This is a genomic window from Nostoc sp. DSM 114167 (genome assembly GCF_052692655.1).
This window is the reverse complement of the sequence record NZ_CP195116.1, coordinates 6405450-6432443: the sequence shown is the minus strand read 5'-3', so window position 1 is coordinate 6432443 and position 26994 is coordinate 6405450. Positions and strand designations below refer to the sequence as shown.

General features: G+C 40.8%; 25 protein-coding genes and 1 CRISPR repeat array (1 of these 26 cut by a window edge). Of the genes, 17 read left to right on the top strand and 8 right to left on the bottom strand.

What is annotated here, in order from left to right; genetic code table 11:
* A CRISPR array of direct repeats spans positions 1-516; the repeat unit is 37 nt; unit sequence GTTTCAGTCCCCTCGCGGGGTAATGGTCTGTGGAAAC (it extends 1555 nt beyond the left edge of the window).
* A gap of 231 nt (positions 517-747) precedes the next feature.
* A complete protein-coding gene (cas6, locus tag NSTC731_RS27345) occupies positions 748-1920 on the bottom strand; it encodes a CRISPR-associated endoribonuclease Cas6 (RefSeq protein WP_445627698.1) in 1173 nt (390 codons plus the stop codon).
* Between the two features lie 165 nt (positions 1921-2085).
* Positions 2086-2433, bottom strand: coding sequence for an Ig-like domain-containing protein (locus NSTC731_RS27340; protein WP_445627697.1), 348 nt, complete (start codon positions 2431-2433; stop codon positions 2086-2088).
* 770 nt (positions 2434-3203) lie between these two features.
* Here NSTC731_RS27340 and NSTC731_RS27335 point away from each other — a divergent pair.
* From NSTC731_RS27335 to NSTC731_RS27275, 13 genes are all read left to right on the top strand, one after another.
* Positions 3204-4229, top strand: a complete 1026-nt coding sequence (locus NSTC731_RS27335) for a cyclic nucleotide-binding domain-containing protein (RefSeq protein WP_445627696.1) — start codon at positions 3204-3206, stop codon at positions 4227-4229.
* 14 nt (positions 4230-4243) lie between these two features.
* Positions 4244-5695 carry an NHLP bacteriocin system secretion protein gene (locus tag NSTC731_RS27330; protein WP_445627695.1) on the top strand — a complete coding sequence of 484 codons (1452 nt, stop codon included), beginning with the start codon at positions 4244-4246 and terminating at the stop codon, positions 5693-5695.
* A gap of 30 nt (positions 5696-5725) precedes the next feature.
* Positions 5726-7963 carry an NHLP family bacteriocin export ABC transporter peptidase/permease/ATPase subunit gene (locus NSTC731_RS27325; RefSeq protein WP_445627694.1) on the top strand — a complete coding sequence of 746 codons (2238 nt, stop codon included), beginning with the start codon at positions 5726-5728 and terminating at the stop codon, positions 7961-7963.
* A gap of 42 nt (positions 7964-8005) precedes the next feature.
* Positions 8006-8383 (top strand): hypothetical protein, encoded by a 378-nt coding sequence (locus tag NSTC731_RS27320; RefSeq protein WP_445627693.1) that lies wholly within the window; start codon positions 8006-8008, stop codon positions 8381-8383.
* A 98-nt stretch (positions 8384-8481) separates the two neighbouring features.
* The gene (locus tag NSTC731_RS27315; protein ID WP_445627692.1) at positions 8482-9096 is read left to right on the top strand and encodes a hypothetical protein; all 615 of its coding nucleotides are present in this window, start codon (positions 8482-8484) and stop codon (positions 9094-9096) included.
* Between the two features lie 71 nt (positions 9097-9167).
* On the top strand, positions 9168-9446 hold the full coding sequence (locus NSTC731_RS27310) for a Nif11 family protein (protein ID WP_445627691.1): 279 nt from the start codon (positions 9168-9170) through the stop codon (positions 9444-9446).
* A 493-nt stretch (positions 9447-9939) separates the two neighbouring features.
* A complete protein-coding gene (locus tag NSTC731_RS27305) occupies positions 9940-10215 on the top strand; it encodes a Nif11 family protein (protein ID WP_445627690.1) in 276 nt (91 codons plus the stop codon).
* A gap of 63 nt (positions 10216-10278) precedes the next feature.
* Positions 10279-10656, top strand: coding sequence for a hypothetical protein (locus NSTC731_RS27300; RefSeq protein WP_445627689.1), 378 nt, complete (start codon positions 10279-10281; stop codon positions 10654-10656).
* A complete protein-coding gene (locus NSTC731_RS27295; protein WP_445627688.1) occupies positions 10653-11369 on the top strand; it encodes a hypothetical protein in 717 nt (238 codons plus the stop codon). Before NSTC731_RS27300 ends, NSTC731_RS27295 begins: the two co-directional genes overlap by 4 nt.
* A gap of 72 nt (positions 11370-11441) precedes the next feature.
* Positions 11442-11723: a Nif11 family protein gene (locus NSTC731_RS27290; protein ID WP_445627687.1), complete on the top strand. Its 282-nt coding sequence runs from the start codon at positions 11442-11444 to the stop codon at positions 11721-11723.
* A 140-nt stretch (positions 11724-11863) separates the two neighbouring features.
* Positions 11864-12142: a Nif11 family protein gene (locus NSTC731_RS27285; protein WP_445627686.1), complete on the top strand. Its 279-nt coding sequence runs from the start codon at positions 11864-11866 to the stop codon at positions 12140-12142.
* A 66-nt stretch (positions 12143-12208) separates the two neighbouring features.
* Positions 12209-12499, top strand: a complete 291-nt coding sequence (locus tag NSTC731_RS27280) for a Nif11 family protein (RefSeq protein ID WP_445627685.1) — start codon at positions 12209-12211, stop codon at positions 12497-12499.
* Positions 12500-12891: 392 nt separating this feature from the next.
* Positions 12892-15129, top strand: a complete 2238-nt coding sequence (locus NSTC731_RS27275) for a TOMM precursor leader peptide-binding protein (RefSeq protein ID WP_445627684.1) — start codon at positions 12892-12894, stop codon at positions 15127-15129.
* A gap of 345 nt (positions 15130-15474) precedes the next feature.
* On the opposite strand, the gene NSTC731_RS27270 is transcribed toward NSTC731_RS27275, so the two are convergent.
* The 4 genes from NSTC731_RS27270 to NSTC731_RS27255 form a co-directional block, all read right to left on the bottom strand.
* Positions 15475-15936, bottom strand: a complete 462-nt coding sequence (locus NSTC731_RS27270; protein ID WP_445627683.1) for a tetratricopeptide repeat protein — start codon at positions 15934-15936, stop codon at positions 15475-15477.
* A gap of 352 nt (positions 15937-16288) precedes the next feature.
* The gene (locus NSTC731_RS27265) at positions 16289-17704 is read right to left on the bottom strand and encodes a SagB family peptide dehydrogenase (RefSeq protein ID WP_445627682.1); all 1416 of its coding nucleotides are present in this window, start codon (positions 17702-17704) and stop codon (positions 16289-16291) included.
* Between the two features lie 7 nt (positions 17705-17711).
* Complete coding sequence (locus tag NSTC731_RS27260) at positions 17712-18644, bottom strand: UPF0489 family protein (protein WP_445627681.1); 933 nt, start codon at positions 18642-18644, stop codon at positions 17712-17714.
* Between the two features lie 351 nt (positions 18645-18995).
* Entirely contained in the window at positions 18996-21698 is a 2703-nt protein-coding gene (locus NSTC731_RS27255) for an NHLP bacteriocin export ABC transporter permease/ATPase subunit (protein ID WP_445627680.1), read from the bottom strand.
* Between the two features lie 629 nt (positions 21699-22327).
* On the opposite strand from NSTC731_RS27255, the gene NSTC731_RS27250 reads away from it, so the two are divergent.
* Together NSTC731_RS27250 and NSTC731_RS27245 are read left to right on the top strand one after the other, a co-directional pair.
* Positions 22328-23518: a DUF7005 family protein gene (locus NSTC731_RS27250; protein WP_445627679.1), complete on the top strand. Its 1191-nt coding sequence runs from the start codon at positions 22328-22330 to the stop codon at positions 23516-23518.
* A 19-nt stretch (positions 23519-23537) separates the two neighbouring features.
* Entirely contained in the window at positions 23538-24020 is a 483-nt protein-coding gene (locus NSTC731_RS27245) for a cyclic nucleotide-binding domain-containing protein (protein ID WP_445627678.1), read from the top strand.
* A gap of 60 nt (positions 24021-24080) precedes the next feature.
* Here NSTC731_RS27245 and NSTC731_RS27240 read toward each other — a convergent pair whose 3' ends face one another.
* Both NSTC731_RS27240 and NSTC731_RS27235 read right to left on the bottom strand, forming a co-directional pair.
* Positions 24081-24224 (bottom strand): hypothetical protein, encoded by a 144-nt coding sequence (locus NSTC731_RS27240; RefSeq protein ID WP_445627677.1) that lies wholly within the window; start codon positions 24222-24224, stop codon positions 24081-24083.
* A gap of 8 nt (positions 24225-24232) precedes the next feature.
* Entirely contained in the window at positions 24233-25600 is a 1368-nt protein-coding gene (locus NSTC731_RS27235; protein WP_445627676.1) for a TIGR03985 family CRISPR-associated protein, read from the bottom strand.
* Positions 25601-25700: 100 nt separating this feature from the next.
* On the opposite strand from NSTC731_RS27235, the gene NSTC731_RS27230 reads away from it, so the two are divergent.
* The gene (locus tag NSTC731_RS27230) at positions 25701-26006 is read left to right on the top strand and encodes a CRISPR-associated protein Csx3 (RefSeq protein WP_445627675.1); all 306 of its coding nucleotides are present in this window, start codon (positions 25701-25703) and stop codon (positions 26004-26006) included.
* A gap of 57 nt (positions 26007-26063) precedes the next feature.
* Positions 26064-26984, top strand: a complete 921-nt coding sequence (locus NSTC731_RS27225; RefSeq protein WP_445627674.1) for a CRISPR-associated protein Csx3 — start codon at positions 26064-26066, stop codon at positions 26982-26984.
* Positions 26985-26994 lie beyond the last annotated feature (10 nt).

Below are 26994 nucleotides of genomic sequence, written 5' to 3'. Positions count from 1 at the left end.
TGGAAACTTTCCCAACGTAGATGGAGTAATGAGTAATAATTCTGTTTCAGTCCCCTCGCGGGGTAATGGTCTGTGGAAACCTTTTAAAATCTAACCGGGAAGCGTATTATTTAGCGTTTCAGTCCCCTCGCGGGGTAATGGTCTGTGGAAACTGGATGACATTAAACGCAAGCATGGAGATTATATGTTTCAGTCCCCTCGCGGGGTAATGGTCTGTGGAAACGCGGGTTATCCCTGTTTCTGTCGATCGAATCAAAAGTTTCAGTCCCCTCGCGGGGTAATGGTCTGTGGAAACCAGAGGGTACGGTAACGACCGAGGCGATCGCCCAGTATGTTTCAGTCCCCTCGCGGGGTAATGGTCTGTGGAAACTCCGGGACCGATGCAAGTTACCCTAATCCAGTTAAGTTTCAGTCCCCTCGCGGGGTAATGGTCTGTGGAAACACAAAATAAAAAGCGCCCTTTGTAGAGGCGCTCTAATGTTTCAGTCCCCTCGCGGGGTAATGGTCTGTGGAAACTGCTCAGTGCTGAAACTTAACGAGAGCAAGCTTCCTGGAAAGCGATTTGACGAACCTCAAAAACAGGTCGATTTCAGCCACTGTTATTGGGACTATTTCTCAACTTTCCTAATTAATGAAACGCTGTAACTATTGACTTGTCAAGGTTATGGCGATTTTGGCAGATACCCAGGGTTTTTGACCCCGCTTCGACTTGCCAAACATCAAGTTGATACAGACATAATACGACAATTACTGACGATTGTCGATAGCTTCCTCAACTGTACCCTGCTTGAGAGCTTTTCGAGCTAACTTGACGTAAGTTTTGACCGTCTCAGATTTCATTTGCAAATCTTGGGCGATCGCCTGCAATGACTCCCCATGTTCACGACGAGCCAGGATAGTCGCCCAAGTAACGGCAATCTTATCGGTGCGATCGCCGCCCTTGCGTTTGCGTTGTGCAGTAAATATTTCTGTGAGTTCTTCAATCCTTTGAGCTAACGTATCCGCGATCAACTGTTCGGCTATAGCTGACTTTTGTTGTGCCAACCAGCCAGAGCGCGTTTGTCCCAAGCCAAAGGTAGTCTTATGACCTGTTCCGCAGTATGGTGCAAGCCTGACCAAAGCGTAGAATAGCTGGGTGAATTCAGTATTTGTGAAAGCTTGTTTGCTCAAACCCAAGGAAATCGCCCCCGTAAAACCTGTGACTGACCCTTGCTTGCCAGCAGCCACCTTCATTGATTCCAAACAGTGCTGATGAATGATGACACTTTCATCAATCCATTTGATAAAAATCTCTTGTTCTACTGGCTGCTGGGAAAAGTCATTCCACCGCCGCAGATAACTGTGGAACAAATTCTCTGGGACTGGCAGCGGGAAATGATGACCTTTGCGGCGAAAACTCGTTGGTGAAACAAAACTGAGATCTACTACAGATTGTTCGCTTGGCGATCGCAGCAATTGTGCGTAAGTAATCGGAGTATGAGCGATGCTCACCTGCTTTATTTGTAAGGATGCTCCTCTTAAGTCGATAGTCTTTGGTAAATTGGTTAACCACTGTTTGAGGAAGGATACCACTCTTTGAGACAAAGCGTTGATATGCCAACGGTAAATTTGGTTGGCCACTAATTGCAGTTGCTTGCCACTAGGTAACAGTTGTCCTTCTAGCGCCGAAATATTGAAGGGTTTTTCCGACTCTCCATCATGGAGATAAGCTGATAGCTGTGGGTCAACTTGCCGCACTTGGTCGAGAAACCACGCATGAAGTCCAATTGTGTACTGCGAGTACAGAGAAGCCGTTGCCGTTGCCTCAAAATCGAACACCAAGCCTACCAATTCAGTCTCATCTGCCCATGTCCCAACTGAGGAAGTGGGCGCTGATTTGGCTTTTGGCTTGCGCTTGGGGACTGTGGCTGCTCTTGGCATCGCTTGATTTAGGTTGAAGAATGTCCAATATTTTAAGCGATTTCATCCCCTTTGGGGGAAAATTAATTCCGAACTGGTGAGGGAGCGATCGCTTCAAAAGTTTCAGCCCCCGTGATACCAATTCTCTATGAAGATGCATAGAATAAAGTTTCATGGAAGAGAACTTCAAGGGGCAATATTGTTGACTGTGATGTTGACAGTAGCGGTGTTAGATGTTAAGCCGTCTGTGTCTGTGCCGACAAAGGTGGGGTTGGGGGTATAAGTAACTGTACCATCAAGGTTGAGTGCGATCGCACCCTTGCTGGGGTTGATTTTAATGGTTAGGGTTGCGGGGTCAATGCTGCTGTCTGCGTCGCTGTCATTGGCTAGGATATTGATTAATACTGGTTTTGCTTGGTCTGTGGTGGCTGTGTCTGCGTTCGCCCTTGGCGTTGGCGAAGCCATCGCTGTTGGGCTAATCAGGTCTAGGTCTAGTAGCATGACGTTTTTGAAATAGTAAATTAGTCTTGCCATTGACTTTTTTAAAGTCTTTGAGCAATTCTTGGTCTATACGTTTTTCAGGCTACTTTTTGTCTAAGTCCCATTAAGTACTTTGCTGCTCCAGAAAATCAAGACTTAGGCGTGGTTAAATATCTCCGAAAGCCAGTCTCCAAGCTGGATTTATCGCTTTTTCCTGCACCTTCACGGACATTTGTGCAATTACCTTAACCTCTCACCGATGGGTGCTGAATAAGGAAATTTGGGGATGGAGAAAGTAGCGTAGGTGCAGCCCGCACAACTCTTGGAGACGCTCTTGCTAGCTTGCTTCCACAAAGTGGTACGACAAGCTACTTCGGCTGCGCGGTAGTTGAGCGCAGTCGAAACTCAGTACAAGTCAGTGACCATCGTAGACATCGCTCTTACGGGGCATAGTCCATCGCCTCCCCAATCGATTCTCACGAGTGATTACCGAAAGTCCTGCTGATGTGGGCTATTGAAGTGATGGGATGTTGGTGAGAAATCTGACGCGAAGATTCGTTTTGGAGCTTTTGTGTTAGAAAAGTTACTGCTTAGGGAAAGCTTAAAGTTAGACTCTGTTTTGAAGACTTTGATTGTAATTCGTCAACCGAACGACACAAATTACACAACAAAAGTAGCAACGCATACATGAGTTGAATTAATGGTACAAAAATACTATTTGCTATAGATGATTTTTCAAACTAACAACGTTTAAACCTTATCTGAGCGTACAACCTTATTAATTATGTTTCTAAACGAGTTCTTAATTAACAGCCCAAATCAATATGACTCAGATATTTTCTAGCTTTGATAATTTTCGGAATTTACAAGCAAGCGAGTTCGAGTGGATAGAGTCAATGGCTCAAGCCGAAACCCATCAACCTGGAACAGTTTTAATCAAAGCAGGTAAATTTTCTCCTTGCATCTATCTCTGTTTAAATGGCAGTCTTACAGCCACTTCTAGCCAAGCAGATGACAGCAAGCAGCAATTAATGGAGATATCGGCTGGCGAACTGATTGGCGAAACTTCCTTACTAGACGATCGCCCAGATTTATACTCGGTCACAGTTACTGAAACTGCCCAATTACTAACCATACCTAAACACAATATCGAACACCGTTTGCAAAGCGATCGCGATTTTGCAGCTAGTTTCTACCATTTATTATCGATTAACCTGTCAGAACGGTTGCGGAAATTAACTAATTTGATGGGCAAACAAAACATCAGAGAAGGAGAACCATTACGGAAAGTTCTGGTTGTATTTGCGGTTCTTAACGACAGCGATATCTCTTGGATGGTAGCTAATGGCAGAGCCGAAAAAGCGGCATTGAATACTGTTCTAATTCAACAAAATCGAGAAGTACCAGCCGTTTATCTTTTATTAGAAGGGTTAGTCGGCATTTACTTACAAATAAACAACAATGATGGAGTGCAAGAAAAGGAGATTGCCAAACGGGTTAAAGGCGAGATTTTAGGTGATATGTCGTTTGTTGATGGCGGTACAGCTTCGGTAACTGTTAAAGCCCTAGAAAATGCCTGGATTCTAGCGATATCAAGACAAACCCTAACTGCTAAGTTAAAAGCAGATCGGGCATTTGCCAGTCGTTTTTATCGTTCTATTGCCTTGACTTTAGCCAATCGCTGTCTAGATTTATTAGCAAGGAGCAGCACTGCTATGCTCTCATCCGAGACGGTAGAAATGTTGTCTGCCGATATTGAAGTTGAAGACGAACTCGATCTAGATATGTTGGCAAGAACAGCGATCGCAGGTACTCGTTTCGACTGGATGATTAATCAACTCCGCCGCTAACTAGATCAAAACAGATGCTTTTTAATCGAAATAATCAAAAAGAGAGCATTTTCCGCCAAGAATCTTTAGAACGCCTATCCTCACCGGAACGCTTAGATCGGTTAATGCAAGTAGTTAGCCCGAAAGATTGGCTGGCGTTGATCGCGTTGAACGGTTTGGCAATTGGTGGCGTAATCTGGAGCATAGTTGGTCGCATTCCCATTACCGTTGACGGTCGAGGTATATTTATTCAACCCCGTCAGGTAGTTGAGTTTCAGTCTTCTATTGCCGGACAAATTCAAGCTTTAAATGTTGCTAGCGGACAATGTGTTAAGAAAAACCAACTCCTCGCCACAATTTATCCGGCTGACTTGCAAAAACAGTTACAGCTAGCGCGTCAACAGTTAGCTCAATTGCAAAGACAAGCTCAAGATACCTTGGTTTTATCCAAACAACAGCTAGAAACAGAAAGAAATATCATTACTGCCAATCGCACCAGCTTGCAACAACGTCTCCAAGATATTAGTGCGGTTGCACCGCTACTGAGAGATAAAGAACTAACAGCGATCGCTCAACAGCGTCAAAGTTTAGAACAGCGTCTTCGAGATGCTCAAATTTTAGTACCAGTGATGCAGACAAGACTCAAGCAACGACAAAGTTTAGCAGATGCGGGGGGATTGTCAAAAGATTCGTTGCTGGAAGCCGAACAAGAGTACGTGCAAACACGTCAGAACCTTGCTGATATTCAAGTTCAACTCAAACAACTAGAAGCTCGCAATAGCGAAGTTGAGCGCACTTATTTAGAACAAATCCGTTCTATGAGCGACGTTCAGATTCAGTTAGGAGAACTGAACGCTAAAAGTAAACGCTTGGATCGAGAAAATTTAGAAACTACAAATCAAAGGAATAAAGAAATTGCCGCAGTTAACCGAGAGGTTATTAGATTAGAACAGCAAATAAAAGATAATAGTCAAATCTTAAGTCCCCAAGCCGGATGTATTTTGGAGTTAAATACAACATTGGGGCAAGTGGTTCAACCTGGAACTCGATTAGGAATATTGCGTATAGGTAGCACTCAGGAGTCAGCTAAGGCGATCGCTTATTTTGCGATTAAAGACGGCAAACAAATTCAGCCAGGAATGTCGATTTTGATTACTCCCGATACAGTCCAAAGAGAGCGATTTGGGGGAATTGTGGGAAAGATTGCTCGCGTTTCGCCACTACCAGTAACTCAAGAAGGAACTGTTTCGGTAATTGGCAATCCAGAAGTTGTCAGAAGTTTGATTGGTGAAACTGGCGCGATCGAAGCAACTGCTAATCTGACTAACGATAGCAGCACTGTTACTGGTTATAAATGGTCATCTTCTCAAGGGCCAAATTCAAAAATTACTTCGGGAACTACAGCTTCAGTTCGAGTCACCGTTGAAGAAAGAGCGCCAATTACTTTTGTACTGCCAATTTTGCGAGAACTTACTGGAATCAAATAGTTTATATTTTGCTAATCAAATATATTAACGATGAATTTCTTTAAAAGATTTAAAAAATCAGATTCAGAAAACACAAATTCTCAAGTTTCCAAATTTCAAAATATTCGCTTTAAAACGCCAACTTTATTACAAATGGAAGCAGTAGAATGTGGTGCGGCAGCTTTGGGAATAGTATTAGCTTATTATGGTCGCATCGTTCCTTTAGCAGAACTGCGGGTTAGTTGTGGCGTTTCCCGCGATGGTTCTAAAGCATCAAACGTTTTAAAAGCAGCTAGAAACTACGGGTTACAAGCAAAAGGCTTTAAAAAAGGACTTAATCAGCTGCAACAAATAAAACCACCTTTTATTGTTTTCTGGAACTTCAATCATTTTTTAGTAGTAGAAGGTTTCGGACAACAACGGGTTTGGTTGAACGATCCAGCTACGGGGCCTCGTAGCGTAAGTCTGGGAGAGTTTGACGAAGCTTATACAGGCGTAGTTTTACTCATGGAGCCAGGGGAAGAATTTAAAAAAGGCGGCAGAAAACCCAGTATTATTAGTGCGCTTTACAATCGCTTGCGAGGCTCGTTTTACGAGCTTTTTTTCTGCATTCTGGCTGGATTTTTTTTAGTTATTCCCGAATTAGCTATTGCTTCCCTCAGCCAAGTTTTTGTTGATAATATCTTGATTGAAAATCGCTTTGATTGGTTAAAGCCTTTAGTGTTAGGAATGGGATTTGCAGTATTGTTGCAAGCAATATTAACAATTCTGCAAACCCGAAAGCTACGGTATTTACAAATTAGATTGTCAATCGGTATGACAGGAAATTTTTTATGGCACGTTCTCCGTTTGCCAATTGGTTTTTATGCTCAGAGATTTGCGGGAGAAATTAGCAATCGCGCCGCTCTTAATTATAAGGTAGCGAAAATACTTTCCGGTCAGTTAGCGCGAACGACTATAGATGCAGTAATGTTAGTTTTTTATGCGGCGGTGATGTTAGCTTACGATTGGATGCTAACAGCGATCGGTTTAGTAGCAGTAGCAATTAATATTGGGTTTTTGCAATGGGTAGCGCGAAAACGAATTGATACAAATACGCGCCTAAGTGTAGATTATGGCAAAATTGCTGGCGTAGAAATTGGGGCTTTAGAAAGTATTGAAACCATTAAATCAGCAGCATTAGAATCAGATTTTTTTAGTCGCTGGGCAGGATATTATGCTAAAGCTACTAACTCACAACAAGAATTGCTGCAAACCGATTTAATTTTGGAAGCTTTACCACCTTTACTAACAGCTTTAACTTCCATGCTGTTGCTAGTTGTTGGTGGTTTGCGAGTGATAGATGGCTATATCAGTATTGGGATGTTAGTGGCTTTTCAAACTTTAATGACCAGATTACAGCAACCAGTTAATAGTTTAGTTGGTTTGGGCAGTACAATTCAAGCACTTGATGGCGATTTGAAGCGGTTAGATGATGCTTTAGATAACGCGAGCGATCCAAATTTAAACTCAGAATCACAGAGTAATAAAACTCCAATTGAATATGCTAAATTTTCAGAGCCTTGTCGTTTGCAAGGATATGTCGAACTGCAAAACATTACCTTTGGTTACAGTCGGATAGAAGAACCATTAATTCAAAACTTTAGCTGTCAACTCAAACCAGGACAAAGAGTAGCATTTGTAGGTACTAGCGGTTCTGGTAAATCTACTCTTTCTAAAATTGTTACGGGACTGTACGAACCTTGGGAAGGAGAAGTTATATTTGATGGCATTACTCGACAACAAATTCCCCGCGCAGTGTTAGCTAATTCCCTTTCAATGGTTGAACAAGATATTTTTCTATTTGGCGGTACAGTACGAGATAATTTGACGCTGTGGGATGAAACAATTCCTAATTCCCAATTACTAAAAGCCTGTCAAGATGCCGCAATTTTAGATGTAGTAATGGCAATTCCTGGGGGTTTAGATGGCAAATTATTGCAAGGGGGTGCTAATTTAAGCGGAGGTCAGCGTCAACGCTTAGAAATTGCCCGTTCTTTAGTTAATAATCCGGCAATTTTAGTGATGGATGAAGCAACCAGTGCTTTAGATGCAGAGACAGAAAAAATTATCGATCGCCACATTCGACGACGAGGTTGTACTTGCATTATTATCGCTCACCGTTTGAGTACAATTCGGGATTGCGATGAGATTATTGTTTTAGAACGAGGCAAAGTAGTGCAAAGAGGTACTCACGAAGAAATGAAAGATGTTGATGGCGCTTATGCTCGATTAATTAAGGCTGAATAAAAATTACCAAATCAAAAAAAGTTAGTGAAGGCAATTGTTAATATGAATTCATGGCAACAGAGCGATATAGATTTAGTTAAACGATGCACCTCCGAAAAACTAATTTCTTTAGAAGCTTGGCAAAAAATTGAACAGTTAGTTCCCAAGTTACCACCATTTTCTACCTTTATTTTAGAGTGCCGTCTAGTGGCTGATAATCCTCAAGTAGATTTTTCTATGTGTATGCAACAGAAATTACCCGATCGCACAGACATTTTTAACCACCCACTTTGGCAACGCATTCAAAACTTCTACGAACAGTGGTTAAATCCAACTTCTCCATTACACGATATTCTAATAGCTGGCCCAGAGTTTGACCTTGAGGGCGTTTTACCAGATCCACCTATTCCTAGTTTTTTTTTACCTTATACAAAGAATTAACCCAAGAATTTCAGGATACAAGCGGCAACATAACTGAACAGGTAAAACTGAAAACGCTGGATAATGCTAAAGAAATTCTGACTCAAGTTTGGGGATTAATGAAACAAGAAAATATATCCCCTGCTGTCGAGCGAAAACTCGAACAATGCTTCGATTTGATGCCTGCCAATACAGACATTAATATCATTGGCATGATGTTTGCTCGTCCCGTGCAAACTACCAGACTCCAATTAGCAGGATTTACCAAAGAACAAACCATTCCATATTTAGAAAAGATTGGTTGGCAAGGAGAATCAGACCGTTTAGCCGAAATGATGGCGATCGCTCCTGCTAATTTTAGCCCTTTCATACTAACTTTTGATGTAGACGAGCAAGTATATCCAAGAATTGGGTTAAAGTATGTTTCTTCCTGCGCTACCAAAGACGCTCCGCCTTGGCAAGGATTTTTAGAAATCTTAATGAGAAATCAGTTATGCAGCCCAGAAAAACGGGAAGCATTGCAAAAGTGGCCTGGTTATACGCAAATCAAAGGAAGTTCGCCAACTTGGGTTGACATAATAGAGAATGCTGCGGCATTTCGAGAAAATCGGCTGCTGAACGTCATGGAGAGAAATTTCGGTCAAATTAAAATGGTCTATCAGCCTGGGCTACCCTTTGAAGCCAAAGCTTATCTCCGTTGTTCTTGTTTAAATATTTTTGTACCTCGAACCTAGAAATATCTGAAAAATGAGAAAGGTAACTATAATGGGAGCGATAAAAATCACTTTCTTGAGGGAAAGGTAAAATGAGTCTAACAGCTTGTACAGAATTTTTAGACAAAATCAATAGCGATGCGGCTTTGCAACAAGAAGCAATTACAGCATTAGAAGATAAAGCGGGAGTTGAAGAAGCAGCTAACGCTTTTGTCTCGCTAGGAGCAAAGCATGGATATGAATTTTCCGCCGCCGAAGCTACCCAAAAGTATCAAGAAATTACTGCCCAAGGAGAAGGGGAACTTGACGATCGCGCATTGGAACAGGTGGCAGGCGGGGTACGCTTGCGAAGATGGAATGAGGGACTATAAATAGTCTTCTTTTAGTATTTGCTACTTAGGCAGCGAAGCAGCGGAAAAACCAACGATTAACTTGTTTCTCCAATGAAACTTTTTACTTGTTGGTTTCTTTTTCTCTTGCACTTTTGAACGCATCTGTTGGAACTGTTGCCAAACTGTTATAAAGTCAGGATTTCAGATTTTTTATTAACTAAATAAGTAGAAGGACTAAATTAAACCTAACTTGAGGTTGCCGGGTTTCGACTTCGCGGAAGTTGAGCGAAGTCGAAACTCAACCCTCGTCTTCTCAAGGATCGAGCATTGAGCGCAGTCGAAATGCGTCTTCTAAATAATTGTGTCCACTTACTTATAAGTGTTCGTAAAGCCTAATAACACTCGCAAAACCTGAAAATATGCTTGTTCCTGTTTAAATATTTTTGCATCTCGAACCCAGAAGTAGCGTCAAAAGGAAAAGCTACATATAATAAGAAGCGATAAAAATCACCTATCCAGAGGGAGAGATGCAGTGAGTCTAGCAGCTTGTACAGAATTTTTAGGCAAAATCGATAGCGATGCCGCTTTGCAACAAGAAGCAACTACCGCCTTAGAAGACAAAGAGCAGATTGAAGAAGCAGCTAATGCCTTTGTATTGCTTGGGGCAAAGCATGGATATGAATTTACAGCCGCCGAAGCTATCCAAAAGTATCAAGAAGTTATAGCCCAAGCAGAAGGGGAACTTGATGATGAGGTATTAGAACAGGTAGCAGGAGGAAGAAGGAATTATGGTGTAAGTCTTGCGTAAGTTTTATTGGTATTACTTGCCAATAATTTTTACCCAAAAAAGCTAGTGAAGGAAATTTTTAATATGAATTTATGCCAACAAAACGAACTAGATTTAGTTAAACAATACACCTCTGAAGAACTAATTTCTTCAGAAGCTTGGCAAAAAAATCAACAGTTAGTTCCCAAGTTACCGCCATTTTCTAAATTTATTTTAGAGTGCCGTTTAGTGGCTGATAATCCTCAAGTAGATTTCTCTACATATATGCAACAGAAATTACCTGTTCGCACAGACATTTTTAAACATCCGCTTTGGCAACGCATTCAAAACTTCTACCAACAGTGGTTAAATCCAACTTCTCCATTACACGATATTTCAGTAGCTGGTCTAGAGTTCGATCTTGAGGACGTTTTAACAGATCCACCTATTCCTAGTTTTTTTTTGGCTTATACAAAGAATTGACTCAAGAATTTCAGGATACAAGCGGCAATATAACTCAACAGGTAACGCTGAAAACGCTGGATAATGCTAAAGAAATTCTGACTCAAGTTTGGGGATTAATGAAACAACAAAATATATCCCCTGCTGTCGATCGCAAACTCGAACAATGCTTCAATTTGATGCCTGCTAATACTGACATTAATATGGTTGGCATGATGTTTGCTCGTCGGGTGCAAACTACCAGACTTCAGTTAGCAGGATTTACAAAAGAACAAACCATTCCATATTTAGAAAAGATTGGTTGGCAAGGAGAATCAGACCGTTTAGCTCAAATGATGGCGATCGCTCCTGCTAATTTTAGCCCTTTCACACTAACTTTTGATGTAGACGAACAAGTATATCCGAGAATTGGATTAAAGTATTTTTATTCCTGCGCTACCAAAGACGCTCCGCCTTGGCAGGAATTTTTAGAAATCCTCGTCAAACATCAGTTATGTAGCCCAGAAAAACGGGAAGCATTACGAAAGTGGCCTGGTTATACACAAATCAAAGGAAGTTCGCCAAGTTTCCACCAGATAATAGAGAATGCTGCGGCGCTCCAAGAAAATCGACTGCTCAACGTCATGGAGAGAAATTTCGGTCAAATTAAAATGGTCTATCAGCCCAGACTACCCTTTGAAGCCAAAGCTTATCTCACTTGTTCTTATTTAAATATTCTTGTACCGCGAACCTAAAAATAGCTGCAAAATAAAAAACTTAATATAATGAGGAGCGAAAAAAATCATCCTTCTAGAGGGAGAGATCCAATGAGTCTAGCAGCTTGTACAGAATTTTTAGACAAAATCAATAGCGATGCCGCTTTGCAACAAGAAACAACTACCGTCTTAGAAGGCAAAAAGGACATTGAAGAAGCAGCTAATGCCTTTGTCTTGCTGGGAGCAAAGCATGGATATGAATTTACTGCTCCAGAAGCTATCCAAAAGTATCAAGAAGTTATAACCCAAGCAGAAGGGGAACTTGATGACGAGGTATTAGAACAGGTGGCAGGAGGGAGATTGAGGGTTCGTGGTTGTTATAACTCTGCATAGCTGAAGCATCGCCACATTGGCACAGGTGGCGGCAGGAGAAGAATAGGACGAAATTCTTATTTTCCGGCGGCGGTCTGATAAACTTCTCCAGAAACCCTGTGCAACACTTTTTTTAGTATTTACTAGTAGGCAAAGAACCAATGAGTCTAGCAGCTTGTACAGAATTTTTAGACAAAATCAATAGCGATACTACTTTGCAACAAGAAACAACTAGCGTCTTAGAAGGCAAAGAGGAGATTGAAGAAGCAGCTAATGCCTTTGTCTTGCTTGGGGCAAAGTATGGATATGAATTTACAACCGCAGAAGCTATCCAAAAGTATCAAGAAGTTATGGCCCAAGCAGAAGGGGAACTTGATGACGAGGTATTAGAACAGGTGGCGGGAGGGAGAAGGGTATCTGGTTCTGTTTATAGTACATAGCCGAAACATCATTAATCGCATACAATAAGTGGCAATAAAAATCATCTTTCTAGAGGGAGAGAACCAATGAGTCTAGCAGCTTGTACAGAATTTTTAGGCAAAATCAATAGCGATACGGCTTTGCAACAAGAAACAACTAGCGTTTTAGAAGGCAAAGAGCAGATTGAAGAAGCAGCTAATGCCTTTGTATTGCTTGGGGCAAAGCATGGATATGAATTTACCGCCGCCGAAGCTATCCAAAAGTATCAAGAAGTTACGGCCCAAGCAGAAGGGGAACTTGATGATGAGGTATTGGAACAGGTGGCGGGAGGGAGAAGGTCATCTGGTTGTGTTGTATGTTGTAGTGGATATAGATAGGCGAAGCATCGTCACATTGGAACGAGTGGCGGGAGGGATAAAAATAGGACGAAATTCCTGTTTTTCTGTGGCGGCTCAATAAACTGTTGAGGATGTTTTAAAAGCTAGTTTTGTATATATCAAAAGTTTCTCGCTTCCCTTGCATCCCCTTATCAAGGCGGAATTTAAGAAGAATATTACCCCTTCTTGAAGTGGGGATAGAGTGGATATCGATCTAATAGACCTCTTGCAAAAAACACTTTTGCAAGAGGTGGGAAAAGGGATGCATGTTAAAGGGGAAAGCGAAAATAACATACCTTTCCCCCTTTCCCCCTTTCCCTTTTACCGACTTCTGTAAAAAGTCTAATGAAGCTACTTGACAAACATCCTCTAAAATACCTAATTAAAACCCGATGCTTAATAAACCTAGATTTAAACCAGAATTTCGAGTTGAAATTGTCCAGCCTAAAAAAGTTTACCTATTAAGCGAGCGCCAAAGCTTTGCTTTAACAGGTAATCTTTATGTACTCTTAGCACCTTTGCTTGATGGCAACTACACTGTAGAGCAAATTACTAATAGACTGAAATGGACAACCAACCGCGCACAGATCGATCGCATCTTAACTAAATTAGCGGATAAAGGTTACATTACTGAAGCAAGCGATCGCCTTCCTGATGCTGTTCAAGCTTTTTGGAGTTACTTAGGGGTTGATAGTGAAACTGCTCTCAGCAGATTGCAAACTACTCGCGTTGCCGTGCAAACTTTCGGCAATATTCAATCAGCACCATTTATCGAAGCTTTAAAAAGTCTGCATATTAATATCAGTAATGAAGCAGACTTTACTGTTGTTTTAACTGACGATTATTTGCAACCAGAATTAGTAGAATTTAATCGCCAAAGCCAAAAACCTTGGTTGCTAATTAAGCCTATAGGAATGTTTTCGTGGATTGGGCCAATTTTGATTCCAGGACAAACAGCTTGTTGGCAATGTCTCGCTCATAGATTGCAGAGAAATTTCTCCGTAGAAACTTCTATTAAACAGCAAAAAAGTATTGATACTTCTCTAATTACTTCAACTGCTTTACTCCCTTCTAGCTGGCAAATAAGTTTAAATCTTGCTGCTCAAGAAGTTGCTAAATGGATCGTACTGCAAAAAAGCCCACAGCTAGAAGGTAAAATAATCACTTTTGATGCAGAAACTTTATCAACTCAAAACCACACTTTAATTAAACGTCCTCAATGTTCTGTTTGCGGCAATCCAGAGTTTTGGCAAAAGCAACAATTACAGCCAATTGAGTTGCAAAGTCGTCCGAAAAATTTTACTGATGATGGGGGACACCGTACAGTTAGACCAGAACAAACTGTAGAGAAATACAGCAATCAAGTTAGTTTGGTAACAGGTATTGTTAAAGAATTGGTGAAACTAAATACAGCAGAAAATGTAATTCATACTTACGTTGCAACTTACAAAAGTGCTGAGAATCTCGATAATTACGATCGCCTGCGAAAGAGTTTAGATTATTCTATGAGTGCGGGTAAAGGCAAGACAGATAGCCAATCTAAAGCTAGCGCACTTTGTGAAGCTCTAGAACGCTATTCGGGAATTTTTACAGGTGAGGAATATCGCATCAAAGCTACTTTTGCTCAACTTGGAGATGCAGCCATTCACCCTCATAAATGTCTTTTATATAGCGATAAACAATATCAAAATCGTCACGAATGGAACCCTCAGCACGGAAGTTTTGCACAGGTTCCTGACCCTTACGATTTAACTCAAGAGATTGAGTGGACACAAGTTTGGTCGCTGACTAACCAAACGCAAAAATATTTACCTACCGCTTTCTGCTATTTTGATTATTCGCTACCCGAAGGACATAAATTCTGCCTTGGAGATTCCAACGGGAATGCAGCAGGTAATACTCTCGAAGAAGCTATTCTGCAAGGGTTTATGGAATTAGTTGAACGGGATAGCGTGGCACTGTGGTGGTATAACCGCGTAAAAAGACCGCAAGTTGATTTAGCGAGTTTCAACGAACCTTATTTGCTCAACTTGCAAGATTATTACCAAACAAAATTCAACCGCCAATTGTGGGTGCTGGATATCACCAGCGATTTAAATATTCCCAGCTTTGCTGCAATTTCTCGCCACACTCAGGGAGAGAAAGAAAATATTTTAATCGGATTTGGAACGCATTTCGATCCGACTATTGCTATTTTACGGGCAGTAACAGAAGTAAATCAAAGTTTGACTTACGATTCGGATAATGAAATTGAGTTCGATTCTAAAAATCTTGATATGGCCTACTGGTATGCTAATGCTACTGTCGAAAATCAGCCTTATCTAGTACCTTGCGATCGCACTCCTGCTAAAGTTTATGCAGACTATCATTATTTAGGTAGCAAGTGCGATTTGCGCGAAGATATAGAAATCTGTGTAGAAATTGTCAAAAAATTAGGTCTAGAAATGCTAGTTCTAGACCAAACTCGCCCTGATATTGGCTTGAACGTAGTCAAAGTTATTGTCCCTGAATTGCGCCACTTTTGGACTAGGTTTGCTCCAGGTCGCCTTTACGATATCCCAGTTAAGTTAGGTTGGTTATCAGCACCTTTAAAAGAAGAAGAACTTAACCCGATACCGATGTTTATCTAACTGGACTTAATTTTACACTTCCCCTACCTTTAGGTCGGGGAGTCCTTGAGGTACCAGGGCGGCCGCATCATGTCAATAAGCAAAGTATATTCTCAATAGAGTTAAAATTTATGTCATTAACTCTTGCTTATTGCGAAAAATTTAGGCGATCGCTTTGGGGCTAAAAAAACAATTAAATGCGAAAGGAAAGATTTTTTCGTTGGTTCTTAACCTTCGTTGCGATCAAGAGTAATTTAGATGCATTTCCCCTGGCTGGTGAATGGGGTGTTGGTTCAGTGGGATGAGTAGCAGTATCTTAATAATTATTAATCTATCAAACTATAATTGATTCAACGGATTTTTACTCTACTCTACTTCTCGGAGGAATGTTTTCAGGTATTCATAATATTTAGGATCTTCATCATTAAAAATCTCCTTCCCTTCTATCATATAAGCTCTTGCAAGTTCATCTTGGGCGCGCTCGAAATTTTCCAATTCAAACTGAGCTTGCCCTAACTTTAAATGAATATAAGGATTTCCAATTGCATTGGGACAATACATAGCTTCTTGAAGCGCATGAGATGCATTTTCATAGTCACCCATGAGTAAGTATGATTCGCCAATGGCTGTCAACACCCAAGTGGATGCTGCATAAGCTTCAAAGGGTTCAGGTATTAAATCAAAAGCTTGATGATAGCTTTCAATGGCTTGTGCAAATTCTTTCTGCTCTGCATAAGTATCTCCTTGTTTGCAAAAATTTAATATTTTAGAGTAACTATTATCATCAATATCAGGGTAAGATTTCGATTCACCTTGTGATGAGTTCATAAAATTTGGTGGCTAATTTAGATTTCAGGTCGTCTATAACGGTCTTGGGTTTTTCCGCCTCTAGAACGATTAGGACTAATGGGTTCAAGTATGTAGTTGTTAGGATCATTCATAAAATCTCTTACTTCCGCTTTACTATCATTAGCACTGGTAAAGCTGATTATTGAATCAACATCTTTTAAAGATACTAAATCTGAGTAGTAATTTGGTGAATTCCGAGTGATGAATAAAAGCTTTTGCTCCTAATATTCATTAAAAAATACAGACTTATTAAAGGGATAAATGATTTTATCAAAATCAAAAAAATTGCTTGACATTTTCTATTAGTACTAAAATCCTTACTTTTCTAAGTTTAAGAATTAACGGGACGGCTACCGAGAACAAATTCACCAACAGAACTTTCAGCATAATAATCACATCCCACTGCTTTAGCAAATAAATCAGCATTTCCAGCCCCGATCGCGCAGGGTGCTAAATTCATTGCTGTTGCTACTAAGTAAAAATTTTGGTACAAAACGCCTACGTGCTTGAGAATAAGTGCATAAGCCATAGATTGATACTTCCAAGTTAAGCGTTGAAAGCGAGCCGAAATCACTAGTAAAATTTGCGGTATTTCTTCAACTCCCATTGAACTAGCAGCATTTTGTAGTAAGGCTTCTACTAGTTCGTTTTTATCGGTAAGATGGCTTAGTTGGTGCGATAGCGGTTGATAATGATATAAACCAGATGCTAAATTTTGACAACGATTAATAACTGGATAAATTTCTAATTCATAAATTGCTCCACCACCAGGATAGGCACGTTGGCTAAGTTGTACCAAGTCATGTTTAATAATATTCTTAACTCTGGCGGTTCGATAAAGAAATTCTCCTAATTGTTCTACAGTAATTGGTTGTCCCCACTGACGAATTGATTTTCTTGCTTCTAAAACTTGTGTTAAGGAAATATCTGTTTCTGCTAAAGCGGTTAAGTCAGGTTTATAAAGGTCGATTAAATCGTTAGATATTAGTGGTTTTAGGACTGGTAGCGGCTCAATTTTGCCGACAAAACGATAGGTTCCACCAAAGGGATTCGCGTGTCTTCCTGCACGGCTGCGGGTATGAAACAACAAATCGTGAAACTCCCATTGAGCTAGAGTTAAGTTTTCATCCTCAGCAATTACGCCGTTTTCATCTACTATTGAGAGCATTTGACTGGTGAAAAGCAAACTGATAAATTGCTCGGCTATGTCTACAGAAATACCTGGAATTTGCGAGGAAAGTTCATAAATATTCTGAGGGTTGCTAAGGAGTGCAATTAAAGCTGCACCTCGCCAATCGAGCCGAATTTGGCAAAAAGATAAAGACGATTCTAATATAGTTTCCCCTGCTATTTGGTGAGTATAAGCAAAGTGCGAGAGAACATACTTGCTTGTAGTTGATATTGGTTCGGGGGAAATTTGCAAATCTGGGCTGATGGGTACGGCAGTAGCGATCGCCACATCATCCACTACAATTGAATAGCAAAGCCATCCCAGATTGGCCAGCTTTTTGAGATATAAATTAAATTTTTGCCATCCCTCAAAACCGTCACTTTCCCAAACAATATTTTTGAGTTGCGAAGGTGGAGTTGGAACAGTTGCTAAAGTTTTTAAAGCTGTTCTCAGTCCAGGTTTGGGATTTTTAAATGTCAGCCGTCTATCCTCAAACTCAAGAATTATATAACAATCTTCCGGTGGCGCGATCGCAGCAATGTCTTTTCTCAATGAAACTAATAATTCTGATGGCATATTTTAATCAAATTTGGCTTAATGCTGCGCCGGCATCTAAAGGCTGAGGTTTAATTTGCTCTAAACTGACAAAATTGAGTTCGTACAATTCTCCCAATCTTTTTAATAAATTATCTTCGATAAACTGGCATTGATCGGCAGGAGTATAACCGCTAATGCGCGATCGACAAATATCAATCATGCTCACCTCCACTTTTTTCTGGACTAAAAAATCAATTAAGTGGTCAATTCTCTCCAGAATTTTGTCTTCAGAAAGTTTAAGGATATTGGGAAATAATTCTGTTTCTGGAAATTGGTTAAACAATAGATAATATTTACCGTCTTCAATCTCGGCTCTGATTGAGCTACCATAAGTTATTCGCAAAAATTGATAATTATCTCTCTGAAAACTTTGATATTGGTCTTTAGTAATTTCTATTTTCCCTTTATCGTTAAAATATCTGTTGTTGCAAGAAAAATAATCTAGATCGATATCTAAAACTACAGTTTGATTTTCAGGAAACTCATCTTTAACTGTTAAACAAGTATATTTAGCAGTTTTATATTTAGGATCGAGTAAAAATGCCCCGATATTCTTGACATTTTTGGTTAGAAATATCGTTTCTTCTGGATCGCAAGCATAAACACACATAAACTCAGAGGATGGCTCTTTTAGTCTTGGGCGCAGCCAAAAAACTCGATCGAATACTCTCTGATAAACTGCGGGAATAATAAAACTGGCAATATTTAACTGACGATAAGTAAACTCATAAATTTCTTGAAAATTACCATTTAGAGAACTGAGAGAACGAGTAAATCTAGGTGTTGCCATATCTGAATGTTCGTCAATATGGAGCAATATATTTTTTGATTTTGGTATGATGTTTTGGCTAATAGCATAATGCCAAATCCAAAATGCTTCGTGATGTTCTTCCATGATAAAAACGGGAATGGCAGCCATATTTATACCTTTTAAATACAATTGTTGAATTATAGATACCTAGCAGTCCAATACGGTTCGGTTAAAGGGGAAAGGGTAAGGGGGAAAGGGGAATAAAAAACCTTTAACCCTTACCCTTTAACCTTTTCCCCAAACCAATTGTTAGTTCAAAATGCTTATCCGAACCGTATTGCCTAGTAGTCTGCCAACCCAAAAATGCTGAGTGAGGGCTGGGGAAAGGGGAAGGGGTAAAGGGTAAGGGATTTAAAACCTTTCCCCTTTCCCCTTTCCCCTTAAAAGAGCCAAGTTCACTTGGCGAACTACTAGTCTAAGCTGCAATGATAGTTTCATCATCGACAATTGACAATAGTATTAAGCAACTTGCCTAGCCATCAAATCGGCAAAAATTCCAGGTTGAGCCATTAACCGATCGAACGTGCCTTGCTGTATTACCTGTCCTGCTGCAATTACATAAATGCGATCGGCATTGCGAATCGTACTAAGGCGGTGAGCGATCGCAATCCGAGTTACTTTTAACTGTTCTAAACTTTGACTGACAATTGCTTGCGTGCGATTATCTAAAGCACTGGTTGCCTCATCAAAAATCAAAATTCTCGGCTTTAATACCAAAGAACGAGCAATTAATAAACGCTGGCGCTGTCCTCCAGATAAATTCGATCCACCTTCAGAAATTACTGTGTGCATTCCCATCGGCATTTGTTCGATATCAGCAGCAAAACCCGCCATTCTTGCTGCTTCCCAAGCTTCATCTATTGTTACTAACGCACCGCTAGAAATATTCTCAAAAATAGAGGCGCTATTAATACGACCGTTTTGCAGCACTACTCCCAATTGCCGCCTGATCGCTGAAATATCCAACCCCGATAGATCCTGACCATCATAATAAATCGTGCCGTCTTCTGGTTGTTCAAAGCCCAATAGCAAACGCACGATTGTAGATTTACCGCTACCAGAAGGCCCGACTAAAGCAATAAACTCTCCTGGTTTGGCTTCAATTGATACTTTATCTAAAGTTAAAGGGCCGTCTTCTCGGTAGCGAAAATTAACGCGATCGAATTTGACACCGCCTTCTAATCGACCAGGATCGCTTTTATTGAAATCCACTTCTGGCAATTCTGTTAAAATCGGTTGAGCGCGTTCCCAAAGTACGGCAACTTCTAAGACGCTAACAATCGCATTGCTCAATTTAGTTGCACCGCCAATAAATAGCCCAAAAGCACTATTAAATGCCAAAAAAGTTCCAGTCGAAAATTTTGCGCCTCCTCCTAACTGATGCATGATAATCCCGACAGTCAAGGAAAAAATTAGCATCGAACTAATAGTTGGCAAAATCTGATTGATAACTGTTACTGTATCGGCGATCGCTGTACTTTTGAGCATGAATTTTAGTTGCTGGCTAAATCCTTTTGACCAGTAAGCAAATGCCCTTTCTTCTGCCGCCGCTACCCGCAATTTAGATACGCCGTTGAGAAGTTCTACTGTTAGCCCGAATATCTCGCCTTGTAACTCTTGCATCGGCTTAATAATTCTGCGGGAAAAAATGCTAGAAATTGTTGTGGCTAACAAGTTAATAAAAGCGATCGCTAAAGCTACCAATGCTAATTGACTGCTATAAACAAATAACAATCCCAAATTCAGCAGCGCAAAAAAGCTAGAAAATATTGTGCCGATAATGTTACTGCTGAGAAGTTTGTGAATTTGGGCGATCGCCGAAACGCGAGATTGCAAGTCGCCAGTCGAATATTTACGAAAAAAAGATACTCGTAATTTTAATAACCGATCCCAAACTGCGGCTTGGTTTTGCACCTCTAGTACAGTTTCAATTCGAGCGATCGCAATATTTTGAACTAAATTAAAAACTGCATTCCCAAAACTAACTGCTAATAAACCCAAACCAATTTGTAATAAAATTCCCCGATTGGCATCTGGAATTGCTTTATCAATCAAAATCCCTGTTGCTTGGGGGGTAAGCATTCCTAGCAAAGCAGAAATAACCCCTAACACTAGCACGGTCAAAATTTCTCGATCGCGTCCGCGCAACGCAAACTTGATAATATCTACTGTTTTTAGTACCCGTTCGGGAAACGGGCGATAAAGCATATAAGCAATTGGAGAAATTAACCTGGCTGTGTCAATATTAACGCGGATGCGACGGCGTTCGTGAGGACTGAAAACTTCATAGCGATCGCTACCTACAGGTAATAAAGCCACTGGGCGATCGCCTTCTGCAGTGTATGCTAACAACGGGCCGCTATCAGACTCCCACCACTTGCCGCTTAAAATAACCCGCCTTGTGCGAATCCGCGAAGCACGAGCGATCGCTTCTAAGGGATCTTTTACCCGCTTGGGATCTTCCGATCTAGCAGGCGGACGAATTTCAATTCCCAACGTCCGACCAACCGCACCCACAGCAATTAATAATTCTGTTCCTTCTTGCAGAAATTCTGCTTCTTGAGGGCGAAAAATACTCGTCAATTCCCCTAACGCCCGTTCGCTAGCTTGTTGATTAAGTTGCAAACGGGCGTTAAACTGCTGAAAACGGGTTTTTTCTTCCTGCTGTTCTAGTTCGTGCAAACAGCGCCAAAAATCGCTGTGAAATTGCTGCAAGCGTTCTAAGGTTGCAGTTGTGCTACTAATTTCTTCTGGCTTAATTCCATCTAAAACAATATCAGTATTGTCAAAAACTACAACTAAGCGATCGCTCCATTGACGCAGGCGATCGGGAATTGGAGATAACCTTTCATTCCCCTCTAGGCTGTATTGTCCCCAGTTTGTTATATCTACTGCTTGCAAGAGAGTTTCTTCGTAACCAATAGCAATCAGCGAGTAAGAATTCCCTTCTAAATTTACAGGAATTCCGAATATAACATCCCCTGGATTGATATCGAATAAGTAACGACGCGATCCTTGCTCTATACCGTTTGCTGTTGCGACAGCAAACAAAGCCATTGTCCCTGATAATACCAACCATGCAGTATCAGAACGAGCCAACTTTAGAGGATTATTGCCTTTAACAATAGTTTCAGAATTACTATAATTCAAATTATTAGTCATTCCCTCATCTTAGTATTTTCTATTTCTACGCTTATAACTATTTATCTCAACGCCAATTCGCAGAAATTTCCCAACTTTATTGTTTATTTTATACCTGACCGGGTAACAAGCCCGCCGAAACACACTCTGCGCGAAGTGCAGAGCATTGTAGGGGAAAAAATATCGGTCTGAAATGCCATATAGACTGAACGTAATCAAAATTTTACCTAAATCATATTAAACTTGCTTTCAACAGTGGTACTATCTTTTTCTCTAATTAAGGGACTTCCAGAAAATAAAATATACAATGTATAAGAATGTTAACGAAGGCAGGAGGCAGGAGGCCGTTTTTGTAACAGGGATTTATACCCCGCTCAAAAAATTTTTCGCCTTTTAAGGCGAGGTTTTAGACCTGATTGTTTCGATAATCATTTCGAGGGGGAAGGGAGAGCCTGCCGCAGGCAGGCTCTCCCTTCCCCCTTTTTGTAGTAAATTCTTTAATGATTCGCGTTGCTGAAGGAAACCGCACAGCAATTAAAAGGGACAGTCAAACGCAGATTCATTGCACAAACAGTTGTGGCGGATACGGAGGTCCGTATGCTGCCGAGCGAGAGTTAGGATAGAAAGGTATTAGTGGGAGGCGATCGCTTTTGAGCAATCAACACCAACTTCGTACTAATGTACTTGCTGACTATGGTGCTACTGCCCAACAGACAGAAGAATTGCTTGCCTACAATCAAAACATCTTCAATCGCAGTTTTTCAACACTAAGCGCCAAGTTTCCGCTTCCACCCGAACCCCATGTAGCCGCTTGGGAAGAATACGCCACTTTTGCTCAAGAGGTGGGAGTTTTTCAAGCTTTATCAAGCAAGTTGGTACAGTTACAGTTCCCCATACTTGAAAGCATTAGCCAAACAGAGGCATACCGCTTTGCTACTCGTAAGGGTGTTTCAGTGGATGGTATGGTCGAGGCGACTGGTTTGATTTTGCAGCAACCCGAACAACTCCAACTGATCCTACATCAAAGCTTGGCTGGAGTCATCCCGGTTTTGCTCACCAGGAACCGAGAAGATTTTGTTTCTTTGGTACAGGCGTTAACGATGCGGAATGAACCACTACCAGTCCCTGCTTCTATGGGAGCTTGCATGGTTACTGGTTTCAACAACTGGGATCGGGTTCGCCAATATCGCCAACAATGGTCAGTGAAAAATTTTGGTAACTGCTCTGAAAGTAGTTGGTTAGAAGAATTTGGGCGACTAATCCCGCAAAAGCAGCTTTATCAAGATCGGTTGATTATTTTGAGTGACGGTTTCTATAGCAATGTTTCAAACAACGACATCGGACTTTCAAAAGTAGAATGGCGGCGTCTTTCCCTAAAAATTCGGCTGGAACATGAATGTACTCACTACTTCACACACCGCTTATTTGGCTCCATGCGGAATAATTTACTCGACGAACTGATTGCCGACTACAGAGGTATTGTGGCAGCTATCGGACACTATCGGGCTGATTGGTTTTTGCGTTTTCTGGGGCTGGAGTCGTTTCCAGATTACCGAGAAGGAGGGAGATTGCAAAATTACCGGGGTCAACCGCCGCTTTCAGAGGGTGCATTTAAGATTCTGCAAGCATTGGTGAAGTCTGCTGCTGAGAATTTGGAACGCTTTGATGCTGAACATGGAGGTGAGTTAAGGACTCTCAATAGTCAACCGATTATGTTAATAGCTTTGACTTATTTGACATTAGAAGAATTGGCTTCTTCTGAGGCGCACTCATATATTCAGAAAATTCTAGACCAATTGCGGACAAGTCTGAAAAAATGCACAGATGCATCCAAAATATAAACCACAATTGATATGAGTTATGACAGAAGTTATACTTAAGGAATTGAGTAATAGCGACATCAATTGGATGATCGCTACGGGTCAGAAAAAGGAGATCCCTGCTGGCACTATCCTTGTACAGCAAGGAAAAGCCCTGGATATCCTACACATCATACTAGATGGAACATTCACAATCACTGTGTCACAAGCTACAAACAAGCCTCTGGATCGAGCTTTTGCAGCTATGGAGGATAGTGAAACATTAGGACGAGAGATTGGTAGGTTATCAAGCGGTGAGATAGTAGGAGAAATCCCGTTTCTTAATGTTCGCCCAGCTGTTACTACTGTTGAAGCTGCTCAAAAGTCGGTGGTAATATCGATTTCTCGGCAGCAATTGACCGCAAAATTGCAGCAGGATATTGGTTTTGCATCTCGATTTTATCGAGCGATCGCCTGTTCGATTGAAGCAGCTGGGATAGCTGTCTCTATTGCTTTGAATCTCTCAGTACTTTGTATCTTGTGAGACACCAATGACAATTCCTTGAGATGCACTGTATTTGATTTCTATTTTTGAAAACAATACTTAATTTACAACTATTTCAGCCTTAACTGAACCGTATTGGGCTATATAAGGAACACCGCTAATCTTGCGTGTTTGATTGGTATGAAGACGAGTTGCATAAATTAATGCTTCTTCAAATTTTGGTGTTAAGTGTAATGTATTCATAAGAAAATTCAATTCTGGTGGTAAAGCTGAAATTCTTTGGCGACATCAGCGGCAATACTTTGCCTTAGTTCGTAAGGAAAGAGAACTTCACATTTAGGCCGCCATGCACGTAGGCGCATGATAACGTTGTTGTCTCTGTATTTCTCATCTTGATAACGAATAAATACTTGATAATAAGTATCTTCTGGTGAGCGATTGGCCAGAATTTTTAGCAAAGTCTGTTGTTCTGGTTGTTTGATTTTTTGTTTGATTAGTTTTTGTGCTTGCTGGTAAGAAATCTCTTCAAAAGTTTCATGGCGTTCAGTACCCCTAACATAGCGATCGCCAAAATCTCTATCAAAGCGCATCAACATTAATTGTGAAGGCAAGTAGAAATCGAATCCCCAAGCTTTAGACATTTCTAAAGCAATATCATCTGGGCTGGGTAAAGTATGACTTTGATAGTGTTGACGTAAATTTAAAGGTAACTCTGAGCTATCCCAACTCAAAGGAATCATCTTTTTAATATGGTCAAGGCGGAAGTTATACCATTGGGTTTGTTTATCAGGGCTTTCACCGTAAGCACATAAATAAACTGCTCTTTGTACATAGTAAATACAGACTGGATAAATAATACAATCAAGCTGATTTGCAACTTTGGCACTTGCGTAAGTTAGTTTAATTGGTGGGACTGGAGTTTTTGCCCAAAGCTCTCTTAACTGGTACTGCCAATCATCAACAGCATCCAAGGTAGTACGAGGTACAACATAGTCTACTTTCAAAAAAAAGCGTTGTACCCCGTTAATTTTTTGAAAATTATTTTGAGCAAACCCCATCAAATCATCGTGCAGAAAATTTAATTGATAAACACTCAGTTTGTTATATTCAGCCTCATCTTTTGGTGTAACCGGACGTTGTGGGAACTCGCTAACACGGTAATATTTTTCGTTTTTATAAACCAACCAACCCAAGTCTGTTAGAACTTCTAAATCGCCTTGCAAGGAACGACGAGTTACACCAAATAATCTTTGCTTGAATAGTTTGCTAGAATCTGTTATCCCAGTGTGAGCTATCAACGATTCTTGCCAGTGATGAGGAACAACACCTGTTTTTTCGTTAAATAACCACTGCTGGGTTGTTTTGGCACAAGGACAATCAGGATCGTGCAAACTTGGAATTTCTTCGCCTTTGGTATGAGTGGAACTAAAAAATGCGTCCCGCCATTCGGCATAAGTGAACGAATCATCTAAAGCTAAACGTTCTTGACGATCGCCGTAAAGCGATCGCAACCACACCCACAATCGAATCGTCCGCAACAGTTTTTGCTTGAGCGAACCGCGTGCTAACCATTGCAATAATTCAACTTGGGGAGCATCTTGAAACACTAATTCAGACACAGCCAAATCTCGATAAATAACTTTCTTTAAGATACAACTTTTTGGAAGACATCTTTTCCAACGGCGTGTATGATGTACCAAGCAAATCAAGGTAATGGTAATGTCTACTTACAAAATTGAGATTAAAGACAACCTATTACGAGTTAGTTTTGGCGAACCTGCCCAAAATGACCAAATTGTACGGGATGCCGCAGCCCGGTTAGAAGAAATGGCAGCATCAGGTGAATTAGCCGGAGGCCAGTTACTCAAGATTAACGGGCCGATTTCTATACCTGTAGCATTTGTTTTAGCACACAAGCTGGCTCATATATACGGAGCAGTTGCTTTTTACGATCCTAAGTTGGGTAAATATGTGATTTCTATTACACACAATCCTAGTTATAAATTGGGAGACTTAATTGATTGATATTTGATAGGCGAAGCAAAAAGAGGAGTAGATTGGTTTGATAAATCTGCAATAATCATGACTACTTATCATATAGAGTTACAGGGTGACATTCTTAAAGTAGGATTTGGCAATACACAAGCCACAGGCGATCGCATTGTCTGCGATGTAGCAACAAAATTAGATGAAATGATTGCTACAAAAGAGATACCCGGAGGTACTCTCATCAAAATCAACGGACGGATATCTGTATTAGTTAGTCAGGTCTTAGGGGATAAGTTAGGGAAAGTATATGATGCGATCGCCATCTTCGATCCGAAGATTGGAGATAAAGGGCTTGATAGATATGTAGTCACCATTAGCAGACATCCAGACTATCGAGTAGGAGATACTTTAGATGTGGTGCGATCGCAACTACAGTCAAACATTAAACTGGTACTCTGCGGTTTTGCTAACACTGGAAAAACTTGCTTTCGGGATGGATTAAAACAAGCACTATTGCAGATTCCCGACGCACCAGAATCATACTTTATTTCCGGCTGTCCCGATGGCGATGGTTCATGGTACAGCGAAACAGCTAGACGCGATCCTGAGTTAGCCGCCCATCTGAAAGCAAAATACAAAGCAGGATTTACCCCAGAGTTCGCCAAACTCAAAGCGCAGGAAGTTAGAGGTATCAATACACCGCTATTCGTCTTTGATATTGGGGGAAAAATATCAGACGAGAACCGCTTGATTATGGCGGAAGCTACTCATGCAGTAATTTTAGTCAAAGATGAGACGGAGATTGAGCCTTGGGAAAGGTTGTGCGATCGGTTGAAGTTGGAAGTTATTGCGATCGTTTTTAGCGATTTCTTTGGGAATCATGATGTTGTTGAATCGCGATCGCCGATTTTGCGTGGTACAGTTCATAGACTACAGCGAGGCGAGGATGTATCCCAGCGTCCAATGGTGCAGGCTTTGGCGCGGTTGTTGGTGGGATTTTGTAAAGGGAAGTAATTGCAGGAGT